The organism is Leptotrichia buccalis C-1013-b (genome assembly GCF_000023905.1).
GTDB lineage: Bacteria > Fusobacteriota > Fusobacteriia > Fusobacteriales > Leptotrichiaceae > Leptotrichia > Leptotrichia buccalis.
Genome location: NC_013192.1, coordinates 243,428 through 264,256, shown reverse-complemented (window position 1 = coordinate 264,256; position 20,829 = coordinate 243,428). Strand labels below are relative to the sequence as shown.

Annotated in this window: 28 protein-coding genes and 1 rRNA gene; 7 read left to right on the top strand and 22 right to left on the bottom strand. The window is 31.4% G+C overall.

Features of this window, described 5'->3' with window-relative positions; translation table 11 throughout:
- Positions 1 to 14: 14 nt before the first annotated feature.
- Positions 15 to 1,526: ribosomal RNA gene (locus tag LEBU_RS01350) — 16S ribosomal RNA — on the bottom strand.
- 656 nt (positions 1,527 to 2,182) lie between these two features.
- Here LEBU_RS01350 and LEBU_RS01345 point away from each other — a divergent pair.
- The 7 genes from LEBU_RS01345 (at position 2,183) to LEBU_RS01315 (ending at position 9,814) form a co-directional block, all read left to right on the top strand.
- Positions 2,183 to 3,079, top strand: a complete 897-nt coding sequence (locus LEBU_RS01345) for a peptidylprolyl isomerase (RefSeq protein ID WP_012806373.1) — start codon at positions 2,183 to 2,185, stop codon at positions 3,077 to 3,079.
- A 135-nt stretch (positions 3,080 to 3,214) separates the two neighbouring features.
- Entirely contained in the window at positions 3,215 to 4,717 is a 1,503-nt protein-coding gene (locus LEBU_RS01340; RefSeq protein WP_012806372.1) for a hypothetical protein, read from the top strand.
- Positions 4,718 to 4,919: 202 nt separating this feature from the next.
- The gene (gene phnC, locus LEBU_RS01335; protein ID WP_012806371.1) at positions 4,920 to 5,669 is read left to right on the top strand and encodes a phosphonate ABC transporter ATP-binding protein; all 750 of its coding nucleotides are present in this window, start codon (positions 4,920 to 4,922) and stop codon (positions 5,667 to 5,669) included.
- 11 nt (positions 5,670 to 5,680) lie between these two features.
- Positions 5,681 to 6,475, top strand: coding sequence for a PhnE/PtxC family ABC transporter permease (locus LEBU_RS01330; RefSeq protein ID WP_012806370.1), 795 nt, complete (start codon positions 5,681 to 5,683; stop codon positions 6,473 to 6,475).
- A 34-nt stretch (positions 6,476 to 6,509) separates the two neighbouring features.
- Positions 6,510 to 7,316: a PhnE/PtxC family ABC transporter permease gene (locus LEBU_RS01325; RefSeq protein ID WP_012806369.1), complete on the top strand. Its 807-nt coding sequence runs from the start codon at positions 6,510 to 6,512 to the stop codon at positions 7,314 to 7,316.
- Between the two features lie 527 nt (positions 7,317 to 7,843).
- Positions 7,844 to 9,004: a YARHG domain-containing protein gene (locus LEBU_RS01320; protein WP_012806368.1), complete on the top strand. Its 1,161-nt coding sequence runs from the start codon at positions 7,844 to 7,846 to the stop codon at positions 9,002 to 9,004.
- A gap of 117 nt (positions 9,005 to 9,121) precedes the next feature.
- Positions 9,122 to 9,814: an SH3 domain-containing protein gene (locus tag LEBU_RS01315; RefSeq protein WP_012806367.1), complete on the top strand. Its 693-nt coding sequence runs from the start codon at positions 9,122 to 9,124 to the stop codon at positions 9,812 to 9,814.
- 104 nt (positions 9,815 to 9,918) lie between these two features.
- On the opposite strand, the gene secY is transcribed toward LEBU_RS01315, so the two are convergent.
- From secY to rplC, 21 genes are all read right to left on the bottom strand, one after another.
- On the bottom strand, positions 9,919 to 11,226 hold the full coding sequence (gene secY / locus LEBU_RS01310; protein WP_012806366.1) for a preprotein translocase subunit SecY: 1,308 nt from the start codon (positions 11,224 to 11,226) through the stop codon (positions 9,919 to 9,921).
- 46 nt (positions 11,227 to 11,272) lie between these two features.
- Entirely contained in the window at positions 11,273 to 11,887 is a 615-nt protein-coding gene (rplO, locus tag LEBU_RS01305) for a 50S ribosomal protein L15 (protein WP_012806365.1), read from the bottom strand.
- A 5-nt stretch (positions 11,888 to 11,892) separates the two neighbouring features.
- The gene (gene rpmD, locus LEBU_RS01300) at positions 11,893 to 12,072 is read right to left on the bottom strand and encodes a 50S ribosomal protein L30 (protein ID WP_006806072.1); all 180 of its coding nucleotides are present in this window, start codon (positions 12,070 to 12,072) and stop codon (positions 11,893 to 11,895) included.
- A gap of 21 nt (positions 12,073 to 12,093) precedes the next feature.
- Entirely contained in the window at positions 12,094 to 12,603 is a 510-nt protein-coding gene (rpsE, locus tag LEBU_RS01295) for a 30S ribosomal protein S5 (protein WP_012806364.1), read from the bottom strand.
- A gap of 18 nt (positions 12,604 to 12,621) precedes the next feature.
- A complete protein-coding gene (gene rplR, locus LEBU_RS01290) occupies positions 12,622 to 12,984 on the bottom strand; it encodes a 50S ribosomal protein L18 (protein ID WP_012806363.1) in 363 nt (120 codons plus the stop codon).
- 13 nt (positions 12,985 to 12,997) lie between these two features.
- Positions 12,998 to 13,531: a 50S ribosomal protein L6 gene (gene rplF / locus LEBU_RS01285; protein WP_012806362.1), complete on the bottom strand. Its 534-nt coding sequence runs from the start codon at positions 13,529 to 13,531 to the stop codon at positions 12,998 to 13,000.
- Between the two features lie 32 nt (positions 13,532 to 13,563).
- Positions 13,564 to 13,959, bottom strand: a complete 396-nt coding sequence (gene rpsH, locus LEBU_RS01280; RefSeq protein ID WP_012806361.1) for a 30S ribosomal protein S8 — start codon at positions 13,957 to 13,959, stop codon at positions 13,564 to 13,566.
- 21 nt (positions 13,960 to 13,980) lie between these two features.
- Positions 13,981 to 14,268, bottom strand: a complete 288-nt coding sequence (gene rpsN / locus LEBU_RS01275; RefSeq protein ID WP_012806360.1) for a 30S ribosomal protein S14 — start codon at positions 14,266 to 14,268, stop codon at positions 13,981 to 13,983.
- A gap of 30 nt (positions 14,269 to 14,298) precedes the next feature.
- Positions 14,299 to 14,853 carry a 50S ribosomal protein L5 gene (gene rplE / locus LEBU_RS01270; protein WP_012806359.1) on the bottom strand — a complete coding sequence of 185 codons (555 nt, stop codon included), beginning with the start codon at positions 14,851 to 14,853 and terminating at the stop codon, positions 14,299 to 14,301.
- Between the two features lie 25 nt (positions 14,854 to 14,878).
- The gene (rplX, locus tag LEBU_RS01265) at positions 14,879 to 15,262 is read right to left on the bottom strand and encodes a 50S ribosomal protein L24 (RefSeq protein ID WP_012806358.1); all 384 of its coding nucleotides are present in this window, start codon (positions 15,260 to 15,262) and stop codon (positions 14,879 to 14,881) included.
- 16 nt (positions 15,263 to 15,278) lie between these two features.
- Positions 15,279 to 15,647, bottom strand: coding sequence for a 50S ribosomal protein L14 (gene rplN / locus LEBU_RS01260; protein ID WP_012806357.1), 369 nt, complete (start codon positions 15,645 to 15,647; stop codon positions 15,279 to 15,281).
- Between the two features lie 99 nt (positions 15,648 to 15,746).
- The gene (rpsQ, locus tag LEBU_RS01255) at positions 15,747 to 16,007 is read right to left on the bottom strand and encodes a 30S ribosomal protein S17 (RefSeq protein ID WP_012806356.1); all 261 of its coding nucleotides are present in this window, start codon (positions 16,005 to 16,007) and stop codon (positions 15,747 to 15,749) included.
- An 11-nt stretch (positions 16,008 to 16,018) separates the two neighbouring features.
- Positions 16,019 to 16,210 (bottom strand): 50S ribosomal protein L29, encoded by a 192-nt coding sequence (rpmC, locus tag LEBU_RS01250; protein ID WP_006806082.1) that lies wholly within the window; start codon positions 16,208 to 16,210, stop codon positions 16,019 to 16,021.
- On the bottom strand, positions 16,210 to 16,635 hold the full coding sequence (gene rplP, locus LEBU_RS01245; RefSeq protein WP_006806083.1) for a 50S ribosomal protein L16: 426 nt from the start codon (positions 16,633 to 16,635) through the stop codon (positions 16,210 to 16,212). Before rplP ends, rpmC begins: the two co-directional genes overlap by 1 nt.
- Position 16,636: 1 nt before the next feature.
- A complete protein-coding gene (gene rpsC, locus LEBU_RS01240) occupies positions 16,637 to 17,293 on the bottom strand; it encodes a 30S ribosomal protein S3 (RefSeq protein ID WP_012806355.1) in 657 nt (218 codons plus the stop codon).
- Between the two features lie 25 nt (positions 17,294 to 17,318).
- Positions 17,319 to 17,657 carry a 50S ribosomal protein L22 gene (gene rplV, locus LEBU_RS01235; RefSeq protein WP_012806354.1) on the bottom strand — a complete coding sequence of 113 codons (339 nt, stop codon included), beginning with the start codon at positions 17,655 to 17,657 and terminating at the stop codon, positions 17,319 to 17,321.
- Between the two features lie 46 nt (positions 17,658 to 17,703).
- Positions 17,704 to 17,976 (bottom strand): 30S ribosomal protein S19, encoded by a 273-nt coding sequence (rpsS, locus tag LEBU_RS01230; RefSeq protein ID WP_006806086.1) that lies wholly within the window; start codon positions 17,974 to 17,976, stop codon positions 17,704 to 17,706.
- Positions 17,977 to 18,204: 228 nt separating this feature from the next.
- Positions 18,205 to 19,032, bottom strand: a complete 828-nt coding sequence (gene rplB / locus LEBU_RS01225; protein WP_012806353.1) for a 50S ribosomal protein L2 — start codon at positions 19,030 to 19,032, stop codon at positions 18,205 to 18,207.
- 210 nt (positions 19,033 to 19,242) lie between these two features.
- Complete coding sequence (gene rplW / locus LEBU_RS01220) at positions 19,243 to 19,527, bottom strand: 50S ribosomal protein L23 (RefSeq protein ID WP_012806352.1); 285 nt, start codon at positions 19,525 to 19,527, stop codon at positions 19,243 to 19,245.
- The gene (gene rplD / locus LEBU_RS01215; protein WP_012806351.1) at positions 19,527 to 20,171 is read right to left on the bottom strand and encodes a 50S ribosomal protein L4; all 645 of its coding nucleotides are present in this window, start codon (positions 20,169 to 20,171) and stop codon (positions 19,527 to 19,529) included. The genes rplW and rplD overlap by 1 nt, the downstream gene beginning before the upstream one ends.
- Before the next feature lie 21 nt (positions 20,172 to 20,192).
- Positions 20,193 to 20,819, bottom strand: coding sequence for a 50S ribosomal protein L3 (gene rplC, locus LEBU_RS01210; RefSeq protein WP_012806350.1), 627 nt, complete (start codon positions 20,817 to 20,819; stop codon positions 20,193 to 20,195).
- Positions 20,820 to 20,829 lie beyond the last annotated feature (10 nt).

Below are 20,829 nucleotides of genomic sequence, written 5' to 3'. Positions count from 1 at the left end.
TTGTTACTCCTTAGAAAGGAGGTGATCCATCCGCACCTTCCGGTACGGATACCTTGTTACGACTTCACCCCAATCACTATCCACACCTTAGACGCCTTCCTCCTTACGGTTGGACCGGCGGCTTCAGGTGCAAACAACTCTCGTGGTGTGACGGGCGGTGTGTACAAGACCCGAGAACGTATTCACCGCAGCATTGCTGATCTGCGATTACTAGCGATTCCGGCTTCATGAAGTCGAGTTGCAGACTTCAATCCGAACTTGGACCGGCTTTAAAGATTGGCTAAACGTTACCGTTTTGCAGCTCTTTGTACCGGCCATTGTAGCACGTGTGTAGCCCAGATCATAAGGGGCATGATGACTTGACGTCATCCCCACCTTCCTCCTGCTCTTCGCAGGCAGTCTCGCTAGAGTCCCCAACTTAATGATGGCAACTAGCGATAGGGGTTGCGCTCGTTGCGGGACTTAACCCAACATCTCACGACACGAGCTGTCGACAGCCATGCACCACCTGTCTCTACGTTCCCGAAGGCACTGCCTGTTCTCACAGGCATTCGTAGGATGTCAAGATCTGGTAAGGTTCCTCGCGTTGCGTCGAATTAAACCACATGCTCCACCGCTTGTGCGGGTCCCCGTCAATTCCTTTGAGTTTCAGCCTTGCGGCCGTACTCCCCAGGCGGATTACTTATCGCATTAGCTTCGGCACGGACACTCTTCATGCCCACACCCAGTAATCATCGTTTACGGCTGGGACTACCAGGGTATCTAATCCTGTTCGCTCCCCCAGCTTTCGCACTTCAGCGTCAGTTACCGTCCAGTGAACTATCTTCATCATCGGCATTCCTGCACATATCTACGAATTTCACCTCTACTCGTGCAGTTCCGTCCACCTCTCCAGCACTCTAGCCAAACAGTTTCCAGGGCAGGCTTGCGGTTGAGCCGCAAGTTTTCACCCCAGACTTGTCTGGCCGCCTAGATGCCCTTTATGCCCAATAATTCCGGATAACGCTTGCGACATACGTATTACCGCGGCTGCTGGCACGTATTTAGCCGTCGCTTCTTCTGCAGGTACCGTCACTTTCTTCTTCCCTGCTGAAAGCACTTTACAATCCGAAAACCTTCTTCATGCACACAGAATTGCTGGATCAGGGTTGCCCCCATTGTCCAATATTCCCCACTGCTGCCTCCCGTAGGAGTAAGGGCCGTATCTCAGTCCCCTTGTGGCCGTTCACCCTCTCAGGCCGGCTACCTATCATCGCCTTGGTGAGCCATTACCTCACCAACAAGCTAATAGGACGCAAAGCTCTCCTGCAGCATCACTTTTCATTGCCGGGCACATGCGTGCTGGCAATTGTATCAGGTATTATCAGTCGTTTCCGTCTGTTATCCCTGTCTGCAGGGTAAGTTCTTTACGCGTTACTCACCCGTCCGCCTTGGCTAGCCTGTGCAAGCACAGATTCGCCAAAGACTTGCATGTGTTAAGCATTCTGTCAGCGTTCATCCTGAGCCAGGATCAAACTCTTCATTCAATATATTTTACATATATTTAATTTCACCTTTTGTCTTGACGAGAATCTTATCTTATAGACAAGAGCTCTTGACATTAATATTTATCTTTTACACTTATTGCTTCTTCTATTCTTATATCATTGTCCTTTGATACTTTTTGTATCGACAAGATATATATTATCATAATTAAATTTATTTGTCAACTACTTTTTTCAATTTTTTTTGTTATTTTTAGTTGGGTGTATTGTATAATCAAGTGCAACTTCTAAAATATATTAAAAAAACTAAAAATGGTATGCCGATATCTCTATCAAATTTAGAAAAAATTATTATTGCTAGAATTATTATTGCTATTCTGAATTTATAGTAACAAAACTTTATATGATAAAGTTATTACAATCAGTGATAAATAAGTTCTTTTCAAAAAAAGATTTAGGCTTCTCCGAATAAATAGTAAATTGTAAGCCTTATATCATAAAGTATTTTAGAAAAAATTCTTCCACAATTTTAACTCTTAAGAAGAATTAGAAAACTTTCTGTTTCTTACAAATAAATTTTTTTCATATATTTTATCAATAAAAAATAATTTAATATAAAAAATATTTTGAAATGTTTGGAATGTTATGATATACTAAAAATGTAAATATTATTAAATTTGAATACTATTGGAGGAAAAATGAAAAATAAAATTAAAATAGGTGTATTGACAGTACTATGCGTATTTGCATTATCTTGTAAAAATAATGCTGGACAAAGTGGAAAGGTGTTGTTTGAATCACCAGACAAGCAAATTAAAGTTTATGAAAACGAAGTTAATAATGAACTGGCAAAAAGTCTTTATTCAAGTGGAGTAGATGAGAAAGACCTTACTTCTGATCAAATTGCACAGATGAAACAGTCTATTATTAAAAATATTGCTTTGAATAGGGCACTTGCAATTAAAGGGAAAGAAAAAAAATTGGATCAGGATAAAAAATATACTGAAAGTACAGATATTTTACAAGAACAATTATTGGCAAGTTTGGCTACGTTAAATGAAGTAAATGATAAAGCTAAAGTTACTGATGCAGATGCTAAAAATATTTATGATGCTAATGCAGCTAATTTTACACGACAAGAAGATTCTGTAAGATTACAGCTTATTGTATTTAATACTTCAGATTCTGCAAAGGCAAATCAAGTACTAAAGGAAGCTATTGCAAATCCAGCAGATTTTACTTCATATGCCCGTAAATATAATGCAAATATTCAAGGAGTTACTGAAAATGGTGAAACTCAGGAAATTCCATTAACTCAATTATCAAGTCGTTTTGGTCCTTTAAATGAAGCTATAAAGGATGTTAAGGCTGGACAAATTGTAAATAAAGTAGTTACTGTTGGAAATGATTTATATGTTGTAAAGGTTCTGGAAAGAAATGGTAAAGGATTAATTCCATTTGAAAAAGTTAAAGAAACTATAAAAACTCAATTGAGAAATCAAAAAAGACAAGTTGAACAACAAAAATATTTAAAATCCATATCTGACGAATTTAAATTATCTAATATGGATGAAGCATTAAAAAATATTAAATAGTTTTTGACTCAAATAATTTGGAAAGGAGCTGTTTTAAATAGATATAAAATTCATGGCATCTATTTTTAACAGCTTATTTAATATGTTAAATACATTTTTTAATAAAACTAAAATTAACTAAAAGGAGGGTATTTTGTGAAATATTTAAAATATTTATTAAGTTTTGCATTATTAATTTTAATTATAATATTTTTTGGTATTATGTTTTCTAGTAATATTGTTTCAATTATGGCAAAAACTAAACATTCTGAATTTAAAAATGTCAAATTTTCTGTGAAAAATCATGAAATGATTTTTGATAATTTTGTAGTTAATGGAAAAAATTTAGGTAAGGGACGGGCTACCGTCGGAATTATACGAACTGGATTATTTAAGATTATGCCAAAACTGACATTGTCTAATTTAAAATTGGAAGATGTAAATCTGGATAAAGTTTATAACGATAAAAATTCTCAAATTGACACTTTTACCAATAAAATAGATTCTCTTACTGCGCAGGAAAAAACTGATAAAACAACTGATGATTTTATTAAGGAAACAACTGGTAAAGTTACGGATTTGACAACTAATACAGATAATTTTATCAATAGTAAAGTTAAAAATATTGAAAAAATTAACACTTTGAAAAAGGATTATGGTGAAATTACAGATTTGAAAAATAAGGCTCAAAAAATTATTGAACTGAATAACGAAATTAAGCCGTTGGTACAGGCTATTAATGCTGAAAAGGAAAATATTGAGAAGAATATTTCAGAAATTGAGCTGGAAAGGGATATTACACTTACAAATGTTTCTAATAATCTAACTAAACTAGAAAAGGAAATTTCACTGAATGATTTTAACAATATAAATTCTAGTGGTAATGCTCAAAATATGAATTTATATATATTTTTAGATAAAGGGAAAAATTTGGAAACTTCTCTAAACAATGCTTTAAAAGCAACTTCTCTTGTACGGGAAATAAAAGAATTGAACATCTTAATATCGGATATTAATATCAATAATGGTAAAATAAAAGTTAGTGGATTGAATGGAGATATTTCTAAAATTAATGGCGAAATTTTGTTGGATAGTAATACAAAAGCATTGGTAAATGGACAAAATAATGACTACATTATTACTTATAATAAGGATACTTTGAACACAAAAACATTATTTACAGCAAATAAAATCAGTTCAATTATTGAATATTCAAAAAATGATTTGCTGGAAGGAAAAGTTATGAAACTTTCTTCTGAACTTATTTTAGAAAATAATAACTTTAAAAATTTAAATCGTACTGTATTGACTGACGAAGAAAAAACTTTATTGACAAAAAAAATTGAAAATTTACGAAATAATAATTATCAGCAAATTATGACTAAGTATGAAGAAGATAATAAAAATATTGAAACATTAATTGATAATGTTTATGCTCAAAAAAATAAACTTGATAAATTGCAGAGAGATTTGCTTTCACTTGGAACAATAATTACTACTGGACAACCAGCTACAGCAATTAATGAAAATGATTCTCAAAATAATAATTCTACCATTAATATTTTGAATAATTCAAATTCAAGTAACACTAATGCTGAAAATCAGAATACAAGTAAAAATTCCAGTAAAAATTCTAATAGAATCAATATTGGACAATAAATACAGAACTTTGAGAATTAAAAATTATTAATTATTTAAAATTTTAAAAATACAATAGGCATACCAAAACTGATATGCCTTGTTTTTTAAGTTTTCATTTGTACAGTAAAACTTTTAATATCAAATTTAAAAATTGTAACACTTAAAATAGATTTATTTAGTTTTTATCAAGCAATTTGAGATTATATAGAAAGGATTTTTTATGTTATTAAGTATAAAAAATGTTTCCAAAAAATATAATAATGGAACTGAAGCATTGAAAAATGTTTCGTTTGATGTGGAAAAGGGAGAATTTATATCGATTATTGGACCGTCTGGGTCGGGAAAATCGACATTGCTTAGAAGCATTAATAAAATGACTGATATTTCAGAAGGTTCAATTCTTTTTGAAAATCAGAATATTGAAAAATTGAAGAAAAAGGAAATTAATCTTGTAAGGCGGGAAATTGGAATGATTTTTCAAAACTATAATCTTGTGGAAAGGCTTACTGTCATTGAAAATGTTTTGCATGGACGCCTTGGTTATAAATCAGTAATTGCTGGAATACTTGGAATTTATTCGGAAGAAGAAAAAAAAGAGGCATTTGCTTTTCTGGAAAAAGTCAATATGGCTAAATATGCCTACCAGAAATGTAGTGAACTGTCAGGCGGACAAAAACAGCGGGTTGGAATTGCAAGGGCAATTATGCAGAAACCAAAACTGCTTTTGTGTGATGAGCCGATTGCTTCACTTGATCCAAAAACTGCTCGAAATATAATGGATTATTTAAGAAAAATTGTTTCTGAACTGAAAATTACCTGTATTGTGAATCTTCATCAGGTAGATATTGCAAAAAAATATTCTGACAGAATTATTGCATTGAATAAAGGGGAAAAAGTCTTTGATGATAAGACAGAAAATCTTACTAACGATGTGATTGAATTTGTTTATAAAAATGAAGAAAATGAATAAAAGGAGATTTTATGAAATTAGATAAAAAAGATATTTTTAAGCAAAGATTTTACTCAAAACTAATATTTATTTTTTTAATTGTTTTAATTTATACAATATCTTCCATCATTTCAGGCTTTGAAAATGGAATGGCGTTTTCTTCGATTCCATCGGGAATTTTATGGCTTTTACAAAAATTTATCCCAACATCAAATGCCCTGCAATATTTTCCAGAAATTATTAGTTCAGTCCTGAAAACAGTCTTGCTAGCCATAACTTCCACAATGATTTCAGCAGCTTTTGCATTATTTTTAGCAATAATTGGCTCAAATTCAACTGGAATTAATGGTTTTACGAAAATTGCAACTAAAGCAATTGCTTCTTTCTTTAGAAATATGCCAATTGTAGCCTGGTCGCTAATACTGGTGTTTTCCTTTAAGCAAAGTCAATTTACGGGCTTTCTGGCATTATTTCTCATAACGTTTGGATATTTGACACGTGCCTTTTCTGAAACAATTGATGATGTTGCTGGAGATGTGATTGAAGCTTTGACATCTGTTGGTGCTTCGTATTTTCAGATAATATTTTGTGGAGTTATTCCAAGTGTTGCTTCACAGCTTTTGTCCTGGCTTCTGTTTTTTATTGAAACTGGGGTGAGAGAATCGACATTGGTTGGGATTTTAACGGGAACTGGAATAGGTTTTACGTTTAGCCTTTATTATAAAAGTTTTCGCTATGATGCCGTTGGACTTGTAATTTTAATTGTTACAATTATTGTAATTGGAATAGAAATGTTATCTAACAAACTTAGAAATGAAATGATGTAAAAAGAAAAATTGTAAAAAAGAAGGTGATTTCCTTTTGGATAAAATAAAAATAAGAAAACTTACAAAATCAAGAATTTATTTATATGCAACTTTATCTGTGCTATCAATTATAACACTTTATACACTGCTCACAATAGATTTTGGCGGTGTAAATATAGCCATTGCCACAAAAAATTTTTTTAAAGATCTGGGAACTATGTTCTTTTCTCCTAAATTATCTGACAGATATACATACATCCAAATTTTTACCAGTCTTGCGGTAACAATCGCATTAGCTGTGCTTACAACAATTATTGGCTCATTTATCGCATTATTTTTATCATTTTTTGCAGCAAAAAATTTATCAAGCCAGCGTACTTCCAGAATTATAAAAATTTGTATGTCATTTATTCGTGCAATCCCAACAATATTATGGGTTATGGTGTTTTCAGTCGTTGCAAATGTTGGTGTAGAAGCGGCAATTATCGGAATGACTTTTCACAGCGTCGCCTACCTTGTAAAAGCCTATTCAGAGAGCATTGAAGAAATCAATAGTGGAATTATTGAAGCTCTTAGAGCCACAGGAGCTTCATCCTGGAAAATCATTTTTCAGGCTGTACTGCCAAGCACAGTCACTTCCCTTTTATCGTGGACATTTATCCGTTTTGAAATCAATTTTACAAATGCGGTTCTTGTTGGAGCTGCTGCGGGAGCAGGTGGAATTGGATACGATATGTTTATGTCTGGGACAATGTATTTTGATATTCGGGAAATCGGGGTGTTTGTGTATTTAATATTTGGAGTGGCGATTATATTGGAATTTGTCTCATATTTATTGAGAAAAAAATATTTGAAAAATTAATGAATAAATTTTAACAGTAAAAAATCTCTAAGTTAAAGTAATTTCTTTTTTAGAGATTTTTTTTTAATTAGTAACCACATAAACTATTTTTTCTAACATATACTCAAATCCTTTAGTATTGACTGATAAATTTTATATAAAAATCCCAAAGTTTTCATTTTTCTTTAACGTTCTTATGGTATATTAATTATATAAACAGAGTTTGTTACTTATTAACACAAAAAATTTAAATTTTACAGAATACATTCATATCAATACCAATAAATCAACTTTAAAATAATAATAACATATAGAAAACTTAACTTAATTTCTTGTTACCTACAAATACAACAAAGTTATACAAAATTATGTGAATTATTTACCAAATAAAAAAGAAAAATACGACATACTTTTTTGATTTTTCTGATTTATTCAAACCCTCATTACTTCAATCATTAAGAAATATATTATTCAAAAAACTTTCGAAATTTAAATAAAAACCTTAGATATTAAAATATAAATATTTATAAGAAAGGAAGTAGATTATTATGAAAAAATTAGTGAGTATAATGATATTTTTGATAACTTGCATATTTTCTTTTGGAAACGACTGGGAATTTATATCACAGGGGGAACATCTTATTCCGCTTCAAATTTCTGATATGGCTATAAAAAAAGAAAAAATAGAATTTAACTTAAGAGATGATAGGTTTATGGATGTATCAGTAAATTTTGTATTTGACAGTTCATCTGCAGGAAGTAGAACAATAGGATTTATAACACCGCCTGATGAGTATAATGATGCCGATAATGCTCCAAGTGGTACAGGATATGATTCTGAGAGCATAAAAAATTTTAAAACTATTGTAAACGGAAAAGAAGTAAAAATTCGTATTGGAAAAATGGATGAATTTTTAAATAAAGGATTTTTTACAGCAGAAGAAGAAAAAGAATATAAAAATAAATATAGCAAGGCATCTGTCTATTACTTTAAAGCTGATTTGAAAAAGGGAGAAAATACCATAAATCACAGTTATTCTTATAGAGGAGCAACTTCAACATATGATAAAGGAGAATATCAATATGTATTAACAACTATTTCAAAATGGAAAAACAAAAAAGTTGATGATTTTGAAATTATTGTAAATATGCGAAAAAATGAACTATTTTCTTTGCCATATACATTTTGGAACGATGGAAAACCAATAAAATGGGAAATAGTAGGAAATGGAGACATTGTTTTTCTGGATAAAAGTAAACTGGAAGAAGGATATTCTGAAATAGTATATGCAAAATTAAAAAGTGGATATGTAAGATATAAAACCAAAAATTTTGCTCCAGATAAAGAATTTTATTCTCATATACCAATGAATCGTTATATTTCAAGCGTGAAATCTGATATAAAAATAAATGGATATAAATTTAGAGATCCGCTTGAAGACGAAATAGGAACTAACCTTGCATTAAAAGGCTGGTCTGAAGGCGATAAAGCAATAAAAGAATTGGATAAATTAAGTACTTTTCAGCTTGAAGTACTAAGAAACTATCCTTTTGCACAATATGGGCATGAATTTACAAGAAAAGATTTGAGAAATTACTTCAGCCAGTTTTTCTGGTATGAACCTAATAAACAGGTTTATGTACCTGAATACATTTATGAAGACAGAGTAAAGATAATAGATGAAATATTGAAAAAAAGAAAAAAATAAATTTAACAAATTAATTGTATATTTAAATAATATCTTTGATTTGAATCATAATACAAATTAAAGAATGGCACACACATCAAAAAAATAATATTAATAAAATTTAAGGAGGTAATTTTCATGAAAATTAAAAAATATAGGATTACATTTTTTACATTTTTTCTTGTTATGTTATTCTGTTTTGTTGGAAAAAGTGATACTGACGATGATTATAAGCCATCATTCAAACCAGTAAATATAGAAGGATTACTTGTCGCAACTATTGATGAAGACTGTTATGATGATGAAGGTGAAGATGATCCGATAGTGTTTGATTTAATTCCTAATGACAAAAATAGTTATAACGGAAAAACAATAGAAATTAAATTATCACGTAAGGATAAAGAAAAATTTTTGAAAGAAAATTTTAAAGATGCGAATAAACTTCTTGGAAAAAAAATAGAATATGCCGTTCAGCCAGTAAATGTTAATGTTTCAACTATAGGAGTAAGACTAACTTGTGGAGCAGGATTTCCTGTATATTACGCAGAAATTTCAAATGTAACAAAATTAAATAATTCAAAAGCAACATTTTCAAAAAATTTAAATGATTTGGAAGATAAAAAGTATAAAACAGAAATGGAAAAAATAAGACCTGTAGAAAATGCAGATGTAAAAAAATTACCTGAAACTGATGCTCCAATTTGGGGAAAAGCTGAAAAAGGACAAGAATTTATGGTAATAAACAGATATGGCGACTGGTATTATATTATTTATGACTATCCTGCAAGTACAGGATATATACACAAAAGCCAAGTGGAAATTATTAAATAAGATAAGTAATTTTGCTAGCTAAAACTAAGTATAAAGCCAATAACAGAAAAGCACACATTTAATTTCAGTGTGCTTTTAAAATTTATTTTAACCATTAATTTCTATTAACGATTTCTTCTATTTACAAAACTCTTCATTTGCTTAACCGCTAAGTAAGAATCTATTTGTAATAGCAATTCTACTGCAGTTCCAACTAAGATTAGCAAACTTGTTCCTCCAAGCATAACTGGAAGTTTTAAGACATATCCAAACCAGATATTTGGCATAATACCCAATAACGATAAGAAAATCGCACTTCCAAATGTTACTCTTGTAGCAACTTTTTCCAAATAGTCAGCAGTTTCCTTTCCGGCTCTTACTGTAGGAATTGTTCCCCCACTTTGCTTCAAATCATCAGCTACTTTATCTGGATCAAAAGCAATTGTAAGTGTATAGAAAAATGAAAATACTGTAATTAATATTGCAAACAATAGTAGATAAAAAGCACCTTTTGGTTCAAACTGGGCTGCCAAGAAGTTTTTTAAAGTTCCAGCTTTTAGCATTGAAACGAGAAATGGCGGTGCTGCCATTAATACTGATGCAAAGATTATTGGCATTACTCCAGACATATTTATTTTTAATGGTAAATATGTTCTTTTTCCAACTGTACTTTGTCCTCCACCGAATCCAAGACTTCCTTTTCCTGCATATTGGATAGGAATTCTTCTTTCAGCTAACTGTACAATTACCATTAAGGCAATAAATACAACAAATGCTACAATTGACAATCCTAATAGAACTTTCCCCATTCCACTAGGTAATCCAGTATACATAGCACTGATAACTGTTGGCAATCCCGCAACAATATTTAAGAAAATCAGCATTGATGTACCATTTCCGATACCTCTTATTGAAATTCTTTCAGAAATCCACATTAAGAATGAAGTTCCACCTGTAATTAGGACTACTGTACTAAGTATGAATTTTGGACCTGGTTCCAATACTAATCCTTGGTTTTGCATTAAAACCGCGATTCCAAATGACTGAATTATTGCCAATACAATTGTTACATATCTTGACCATTGAGTTATTTTATCTCTTTCTTTTCCACCTTCCTTTTGCATTTCATCTATTTTAGGAAAAATTACTCCTAATAATTGAAATACAATAGAAGCATTAATGTATGGGACGATTCCCAACGCAAAAATTGAAGCTCTTTCAACAGCTCCACCCGAAAATAAATTTAAAAATTGAGCAATTGCATTTCCCTGCTGGAAATTTTTAAAAGCCTCTGTATTAATTCCCGGAACTGCTATATGAATTCCAACTCTTGCAACCATTATCATAAGTAATGTAAATGTTACTCTTTTTTCTAGTTCGGGTATATTAAAAATAGCTTTTACCCTGCTTGTTACTGCTTCAGCTAGAGTCAATTCTATCACTCCTTTAGTGTATGAAGAAAAAGCAAGATATTAAATCTTACTTATTCTCATCTTCTTTTTTATTATTTCCTGCTTTAGCTGAATATGATCTTACTTCTAATAATTCTACATTTCCTCCAGCTTTTTCAATTAATTCTTTAGCTGTTTTAGAAACTTTATGTGCTTTTACAGTTAATTTTTTATTAACTTCTGTATTCCCTATAATTTTTAATAGACTTGTAAAATCTTTTTCTTTTACATATGCTTCAACATTTGCATTTAAATATTCTTTTACAGCTCTTCTACCTTTAGTATTTCTTAAAGTTTCATCAGAATATTTTGTTATAAATTTAGGGTTTTTAACTATTCCATTTTCAACTAATGTTTGTAAACTAACTACATCTCCATCGTTAAATCTTTCAACAATGTCAGCCAATGTAATTACTATTATATCTTTTTTAAATGGTGCATTAGAAAATCCTCTTTTAGGAATTCTTCTAATAATAGGCATTTGTCCACCTTCAAATATAGGTGATACATATGAACCTGATCTTTGTTTTTGTCCATTATGACCTTTACCAGCAGTTTTTCCCCAACCAGTTCCGTGTCCTCTTCCTACTCTTCTTCTTTCTCTTTTCGATCCAGCAGCAGGTCTTAATTCATTAAGATTCATCTATTCTAAACCTCCTCTACTTTAAGTAAATAAGAAACTAATTTAATTTTTCCTTCAATATCAGCAGTTTTGTTATGAACTGCACTTTGACTGATTTTTCTTAATCCAAGTGATTTTACAGTCGCAACATGATTAGGTTTTCTTCCATTAATTCCTTTTACAAGCGTTACTTTTACTTTAGACATTAATTTTACCTCCTAACCTTATTATCCTAAAATTTCTTCAACTGATTTTCCTCTAAGTCTTGCAACATCTTCTATAGAACGTAATTGTTTAAGACCTTCTAAAGTTGCTCTTGCAACGTTATCTTTAGTTTTTGAACCTCTAATTTTTGTAAGTACATCTTTTACACCTGCTAGCTCTAATAATTCCCTAGTTGCTGAACCAGCGATAACTCCTGTCCCTTTTGAAGCTGGTTTCAATAATACAGAAGTTGCATTATATTTACCAATTTGCTCATGTGGCAATGTTCCACCTTTTAATGAAACAGTTACTAAATTTTTCTTAGCATTTGCAATGGCTTTTTTGATTGCATCAGGTACACCGTTAGCTTTTCCTAAACCGATACCTACTTTTCCTTTTTCATCTCCAACTGCTGCTAATACTGAGAACGAAATTCTTCTTCCTCCTTTAACAGTTTTAGAAACTCTGCTTATTCTTAAAAGTCTTTCTTTATATTCACTTTCTCTTTCTCTGTTATCTCTATCTCTAGCCAAAATATATCCTCCTTATCTTTAGAATTTTAATCCTGCTTCTCTCGCAGCATCCGCCACAGCTTTAACTCTTCCTGTGTACACGTATCCTCCTCTGTCGAATACAACAGTAGTAATCCCTTTATCTAATGCTTTTTTAGCAATTCTTTCTCCTATTTGTTTAGCTGCTTCGATATTTGAACCATTTTCAATTTTTGCACCTTTTTCAATAGTTGATGCAGAAACTAAAGTATTTCCTGTTGTATCATCAATTACTTGAACGAAGATATTTTGTAAACTTCTATACACAGCAAGTCTAGGTCTTTCAGCAGTTCCAACGATTTTTTTTCTAATACTTCTATGTTTTTTTTGTCTTAATTTATTTCTATCAAGTTTTTTTACCATTAAAATCTACCTCCTATCCTTTCTTACCTTCTTTTCTTCTAATTACTTCATCAGCGTATTTAACACCTTTTCCTTTATATGGTTCAGGTGGACGTTTAGCTCTGATGTTTGCAGCAACTTGTCCAACTAATTGTTTATCAATTCCTTCAACAGAAATTTTAGTATTTCCTTCAACTTTGAAAGTAATTCCTTCTACTGCTTCGACTTCAACTGGATGTGAATATCCTAAAGATAATGTTAATCCTTTTCCACTAGCTTGTACTCTGTATCCTACTCCGACTAGTTCCAATCCTCTAGTAAATCCTTCACTTACTCCAACAATCATATTGTTTAAGTTTGCTCTTGTAGTTCCATGAAGAGCTCTTATATTTGGTAAATCATTTGGTCTTTCAATTGTAATTTCACTACCATCAATATTTACTTTAATTTCACTGCTTAATTCTCTTACTAATTGCCCTTTTGGCCCTTTTACAGTAAAAGTGTTTCCTTCCTGCTTGATTTCAACGCCAGCAGGTATAGTTATAGGTTTTTTACCTATTCTTGACATTGTTTATCCTCCTAATTTATAAAATGCGTAAATTACCACACGTAGCAAAGAACTTCTCCACCAACATTATGCTTTCTGCATTCCTTGTCTGTAATAACACCTTGTGGTGTTGAGACAATGGCAATTCCTAATCCACCTAATACTTTAGGCAAACTTTCTACAGATGTGTAAACTCTTCTTCCAGGTTTTGATATTCTTTTTAACCCTTTGATTACAGCTTCTCCATCTACAGTTTTTAAAGAAACAACTATATCTTTTATAGCTCCTTCTTCTTTGATTTCGTAACCGTTTATATATCCTTCATTTTTTAATATATTTGCTATACTTTCTTTAATTTTTGAAAATGGTATTGCAACTTGTGCATGTTTAGCCATGTTTCCGTTTCTGATTCTAGTAAGCATATCAGCAATAGGATCTGTTAAATACATTAATTCTTCCTCCTCTCAAAATTACCAACTTGATTTTTTTACTCCAGGGATAACTCCCTCTCCTGCTAATTGTCTGAACATAACTCTTGAAATACCAAATTCTCTCATGTATCCTCTTGGTCTTCCGTTAATTTGACATCTATTTCTAACTCTTGTAGGTGAAGCATTTCTTGGTAATTTAGATAATTCTAAAACTGCTTCTCTATCACCTTTTTTAGCTCTTTCTTTTAATTCAGCTCTTTTAGCTGCATATTTATCAACTGTTTTTTGTCTTTTTAAGTTTCTTTCAACCATCGCTTTTTTAGCCATTGATTAAATTACACCTCCTTCAAAATAATACTATTTTGCAAACGGCATTCCGAATGCTTTTAATAAAGCTCTTCCTTGCTCATCATTTTGTGCTGTAGATACAATTGTAATTCCTAATCCAAAGATTTTATCTACTTTATCAATTTCAATTTCAGGGAATACGATTTGTTCTCTTAATCCTAATGTGTAGTTTCCTCTTCCATCAAATCCTTTAGGTGAAACACCTTCAAAATCTCTTACCCTTGGTAATGTGATACTAATTAATCTGTCTAGGAATTCATACATTTTTTCTTTTCTTAATGTAACTTTTGCTCCAATTTTTTGTCCTTCTCTTAATTTAAATCCAGCTTCTGATTTTCTAGCAGCTCTTGCTATAGGCTGTTGTCCTGTAATTTGTGCTAATTCAGCAATAGCTGTATCTATTAACTTAGGATTGCTTACTGCTTCTCCAATCCCCATATTCACTACTATTTTATCAAGTTTTGGTACTTGCATAACATTAGATAAATTTAATTCTTTCAATAATGATGAAACTATTTCATCTTTGTATAATTTTTGTAATCTTGGAATATATTTTTCAGCCATTTATTACATCCTCCTCTCTAAAATATTATATTTCATTACCAGATACAACTGATATTCTCACTTTTTTTCCATCTCTTATTTCTTTTCTTACTCTTGTAGGTTTCCCTGCTCCTTCATCCCAAAGCATTACTTTAGATGAGAAGATTGGCATTTCTCTTTCTACAACTTCGCCTTGTGGGTTCATTGCATTAGGTTTAATATGTCTTTTCTTAATATTTACACCTTCAACAATTATTTTTCCAGTTTTAGGGAATACTTTTAATACTTTTCCAATTTTTCCTTTATCTCCAGTTTGTGTACTCTTTTCATTACGTAACAAATCTTTTGATCTACCGCTAATTACAATAACTGTATCTCCAGTTTTAACATGTAATTTTTTAGGTACTGATTTTAAGTTTGGTTTAGCCACGTTTTAACTCTCCTTCCTATAATACTTCTGGTGCTAGAGAAACTATTTTCATAAAGTTTTTCGCTCTTAATTCTCTTGCTACAGGTCCAAAGATTCTTGTCCCTCTTACTTCTAATGCCGTATTCAAAATAACTGCCGCATTGTCATCAAATTTTATATATGAACCGTCTGCTCTTTTTAATTCTTTTCTTGTTCTAACGATTACGGCTTTAACTACATCACCTTTTTTAACGTTTCCGTTTGGTATAGCTTCTTTTACAGTTGCTACTACGATGTCTCCAATTTTACCGAATCTTCTTCTTGATCCACCTAATACTCTAATAACCATGATTTTTTTAGCTCCAGTGTTATCAGCAACATTAAGCATCGATTGTTGTTGAACCATTTAAAATTTCCTCCTCTCAAATATTAACTCATGCTATTTGCCTTTTGTTTTAATATTGAAAATAAAACATTCTTTTTAATTTTATTGATAAAGTCAGAACTATTTAGCTCTTTCTAAGATTGTAACAACTCTCCATCTTTTATCTTTACTTAATGGTCTAGTTTCCATAATTTGCACTTTATCTCCGATTCCACAGTCATTGTTCTCATCGTGTGCTTTATATTTTTTAGAAGTTTTTACTCTCTTTTTATAAAGTTTATGTAATTTCATTGTTTCTTCAACAACTACTACAGTTTTATCCATTTTATTTGAAACAACGATTCCTTCTCTTACTTTTCTTTCTTTTCTTTTGTTTTCCACTCTTGATCCTCCTATTTACCAGTTTTTTCAGTTACAACAGTTTTTAATCTTGCTATTGTTCTTTTAACATCTCGTATTTTAGCAGTGTTTTGTAATTGTCCAAGAGTTTTTTGAAATTTTAAATTAAACAATTCTTGTTTCAATTCATTTACTTTAACTTCCAATTCTTCCAATGATAATTCTCTAATTTCGTTAATTGTCATTACTTATCACCACCTACTTCTTCTTTTCTAACAAATTTAACTTTTATAGGTAGTTTATGTCCAGCTTTTCTTAATGCTTCTTTGGCTTTCTCTTCAGATACTCCGCCAACTTCAAACATTATTTTATTCTTTTTAACTACTGCTACCCAACCTTCTGCGTTACCTTTACCTTTACCCATTCTTGTTCCTTCAGGTCTTTTTGTATAAGGTTTATCAGGGAATATTCTAATCCAAATTTTACCTTCTCTTTTAAACGTTCTATTGATTGTTACCCTACAAGCCTCAATTTGTCTTGAAGTAATCCAACCAAATTCTTTAGCGGCAAGTCCAAATTCACCAAAATCAACTTTGTTTCCTTTAGTCGCTACGCCACCCATTTTTCCTCTGAACTGTTTTCTATATTTCGTTCTTTTAGGTATTAACATATTATTCGTTTTCTCCTTCCTTTGTAGTAGAAAGAACTTCACCATTAAATATCCATACTTTTAATCCTAAAGCACCGTATGTAGTGTGTGCAGTAGCTGTTGCATAATCAACATCTGCTCTTAAAGTATGTAGTGGTACTCTTCCTGAAAGTGTCCATTCACTTCTTGCAATTTCGGCACCATTCAATCTTCCCGATACCATAACTTTAATTCCTTTAATCCCAGCTTTTTCTGCTCTTTGAATAGCTTGTTGAACTGCTCTTTTATAAGCAACCCTTTTTTCAATTGCTGTTGCAATACTTTCTGCTACTAATTGAGCATCTTTATTAGGATTTTTGATTTCTTGTACTTTAATTTGTACTCTTTTACCAGTTAATTTTTCTAATTTTACTTTTAAAGCTTCAATTTCTTGACCTTTTCTTCCGATTAAGATTCCAGCTTTTCCAGTTTCTATAATAACTGCTACTTCTGTAGGTGATGTTCTTTCTATTTGAATAGAAGAAATCCCTGCGTGGTAATAGTTTTTCTTAATATATTCTTTTATTTTTAAATCTTCGTGAAAGTTGTTTACGTATTCTTTCCCCTCAGCGAACCATTTTGAATCCCAAGTTCTTGTGATTCCTAATCTTATCCCCCTAGGATCTACTTTTTGTCCCACAGACTTACCTCCTTATTTGTCTAAATTAATCTTCTCTTTCATCAACTTCTACTGTGATATGAGCTGTTGGTTTTCTAATAATATCAGCTCTTCCCATTGCTCTTGGGCTGATTCTTTTTAGTACAGGTCCTTTATCAATTAATATTTTTGAAATAAATAATTTATCAGGATCCATGTTGTTATTATGTTCAGCGTTTGCAATTGCTGATCTTAATGTTTTTTCTATGTATAATGCTGCTTTTTTATTTGTAAATTTTAAAATATTCAATGCTTGCAATGCATTTTTCCCTCTTACAATATCAGCAACTAATCTTGCTTTTTGAGGGCTTAATCTTTGGTATTTCAATTTAGCTACTACTGCCATTCAAAGTCCTCTCCTTTCATTAATGTATATCTATCGGTTATTTTAATTATTTTTTACCTTTTTTAGCGTCTTTTCCATGTCCGTAGAAAGTTCTAGTTGGTGCAAATTCACCTAATTTATGTCCAACCATTTCCTCAGTTACATATACAGGTATATGTTTTTTACCGTTATATACAGCAAAAGTATGTCCAATAAATTGAGGGAATATAGTTGATCTTCTAGACCATGTTTTAATAACTTGTTTTTTACCTCCCAATGCTTCTATTTTTTCTAATAAATATGCATCAACAAAAGGTCCTTTTTTTAATGAACGAGCCATTCTTTCCTCCTTATTTCATTTTTTAAATCGAGAAATGTTACTCAATACATCTCATTTTAATTATTTATTTTCTAAATATTTAATTCAATGTATCAAGCAATATTTTTACATTCAGCCAAACTGTTATTTAGATATTTTATCTGTCTGCTTGACTGGCACAGTCCATTTCTGCGTTTTTCATCTAAAAATCCTATTATCAAAATTGACATTGATTTTATTTTTAAACTACTATTTTTTTCTTCCTCTAACGATGAATTTATCACTAAGTTTTTTACCTCTAGTTTTCTTACCAAGTGTAGGTTTACCCCAAGGTGTAACTGGTGATTTTCTACCAATTGGAGATCTTCCTTCTCCTCCTCCGTGTGGGTGATCCACAGGGTTCATTACTGATCCTCTAACATGAGGTTTTCTTCCTAAGTGTCTATTTCTTCCAGCTTTTCCTAATGATACTAATGAATGTTCAGAATTTCCTACTGATCCGATTGTAGCCATACATTCTTTATGAATAAGTCTTAATTCTCCAGATGGTAATTCCACGTGGCAGTAAGTTCCTTCTTTTGCAACAAGTCTTGCAGCTGTTCCTGCTGATCTTGCTAACTGTCCACCTTTACCAGGCATTAATTCAACATTGTGAATAACTGTCCCTACTGGTAAGTCTTTTAATTTTAACGCATTTCCAGGTTTGATATCCGCACCTTCTCCTGCTAATACGATGTCACCTTTTTTAAGTCCGTTCGGAGCCAAGATATATCTTTTTTCTCCATCAACATAGTGTAACAATGCGATGTTTGCAGTTCTGTTTGGATCATATTCAAGAGTTGCAACTTTTGCAGGCACTCCAATTTTATTTCTTTTCCAGTCGATTACTCTATATAATCTTTTGTGTCCTTTATGTCTGTTTCTACCTGTTCTGTGTCCATAGTTGTCAATCCCGTAAGATGAATTTAATGGTTCAACTAAAGATTTTTCAGGTCTTACCTTATCTAAGTCCTTATTAACTAATATCGACATATGCCGTGTCCCACTAGTTATCGGTTTTAATTTTTTTATTGGCATAACTTATGTTCCCTCTCTTCCTATTTCTCTTTTTATTTGTATAATTATTTGAAAAATTTCAAATAATTTCTATAATTTTACATAACTTATCTATTATAGCATTTTTACTAAATAATTTCCACAAAAAAATATAGTTATTTTTACTTTTTCTAAAAATTATTTTTCGGGGAAATCCCCGAGAAATAGATGTTATGATTCTTGTAATTTGTCTTATCCTTCGTAAGCTGCTATAGATTCTCCATCTTTCAACTTAACAATTGCTTTTTTGATAGCAGCTGTTTTATACATTGACATTCTGAATCTTTTGTTTTTTGATTTAATGTTTAAAGTATTAACACCTTGAACTTTTACATTGAATAGTTTTTCAACTGCATCTTTAATTTGAAGTTTGTTTGCTCTTCTATCTACTATGAAAACATATTCATTGTTTTCCAATAAATTTCTTGCTTTTTCTGTATTAATTACAGGTTTTTTGATAATATCAGTAATATGCATTATGCTAGCACCTCCTCGATAGTTGCAAGAGCTTCTTTAGTTAAGATTACTTTGTCTTGTTTGATTAACCAGTAGATGCTTAAATCTCTTGTATTAATTGCTGCAACTTTTTCAATATTTCTAGTTGATAAATATAAGAAATAATCTCTATCTATATTATCAGTATCATCATTTGTTACATATAATTGTTTTGCACCGTCAAAGTTTAATGCTTTTGCAAAATCAATAAATGTTTTTGTTTTTGGTATTTCTAATGCGAAATCATCTAATACGATTACATTTCCTTCGCTAATTTTTGTTGCTAAAGCTGATTTTAAAGCTAATTTTCTAACTTTTTTATTTACTTTTTTAGCATAGTTTCTTGGTTTTGGTCCGTGAACTACTCCTCCACCTACCATGTGTGGTGCTCTTGTAGATCCTTGTCTAGCTCTTCCTGTTCCTTTTTGTCTAAAAGGTTTTCTTCCTCCACCTCTTACTTCCGCTCTTGTTTTTGTTGAGGCAGATCCTTGTCTAGCTTCAGCTAATTCTGCTACTAAAACTTCGTGCATTACGTGTTTATTTGGTTCGATTCCAAATACGTCATTATTTACTTCGATAGTTCCTGCTTGTGAACCGTCTAATTTGTATATATTTAAAACTGGCATGTTATCCTCCTCTCTTTCCTATTAATATTTCTTTACCGATTTTTTGATAACTAAATAACCATTTTTTGGTCCTGGAACAGCACCTTTTACTAATAAAAGACTGTTTTCCACATCAAATTTAATAACTTGCAAGTTTTGAACTGTTACTTTTTCAGCTCCAAGTCTTCCAGCCATTTTTTTACCTTTTGGCACGTTACTGTTTGATGCGGCTCCTCCTGCGTTAGAACCTCCAAGTCTATGGTTTCTTGAAACCCCGTGTGAAGCTCTGTTTCCACCAAAATTATGTCTTTTCATAACCCCTGCAGTCCCTTTACCTTTTGAAGTTCCAGAAATATCAACAAATTCGATACCTTCTAATACATCTACTTTGATTTCTTGTCCTAATGCAAAATCAGCTGGATTAGCTACTTTAAATTCTTTAAGAAATCTTTTTGGAGTAACTCCTGCTTTTTTAAATATTCCTAATTCAGGTTTTGTTGTGTTTTTTTCTCTTTTATCTCCATATGCTAATGTGATAGCGTTGTATCCTTCTTTTTCTTCAGTTTTGATTTGCGTAATGAAGTTAGTTCCTGCTTCGATTACTGTAACTGGAATTAATTTTTCATCTTCGAAAATTTGAGTCATTCCGATTTTTTTACCTAATATCATTTTTTATTTT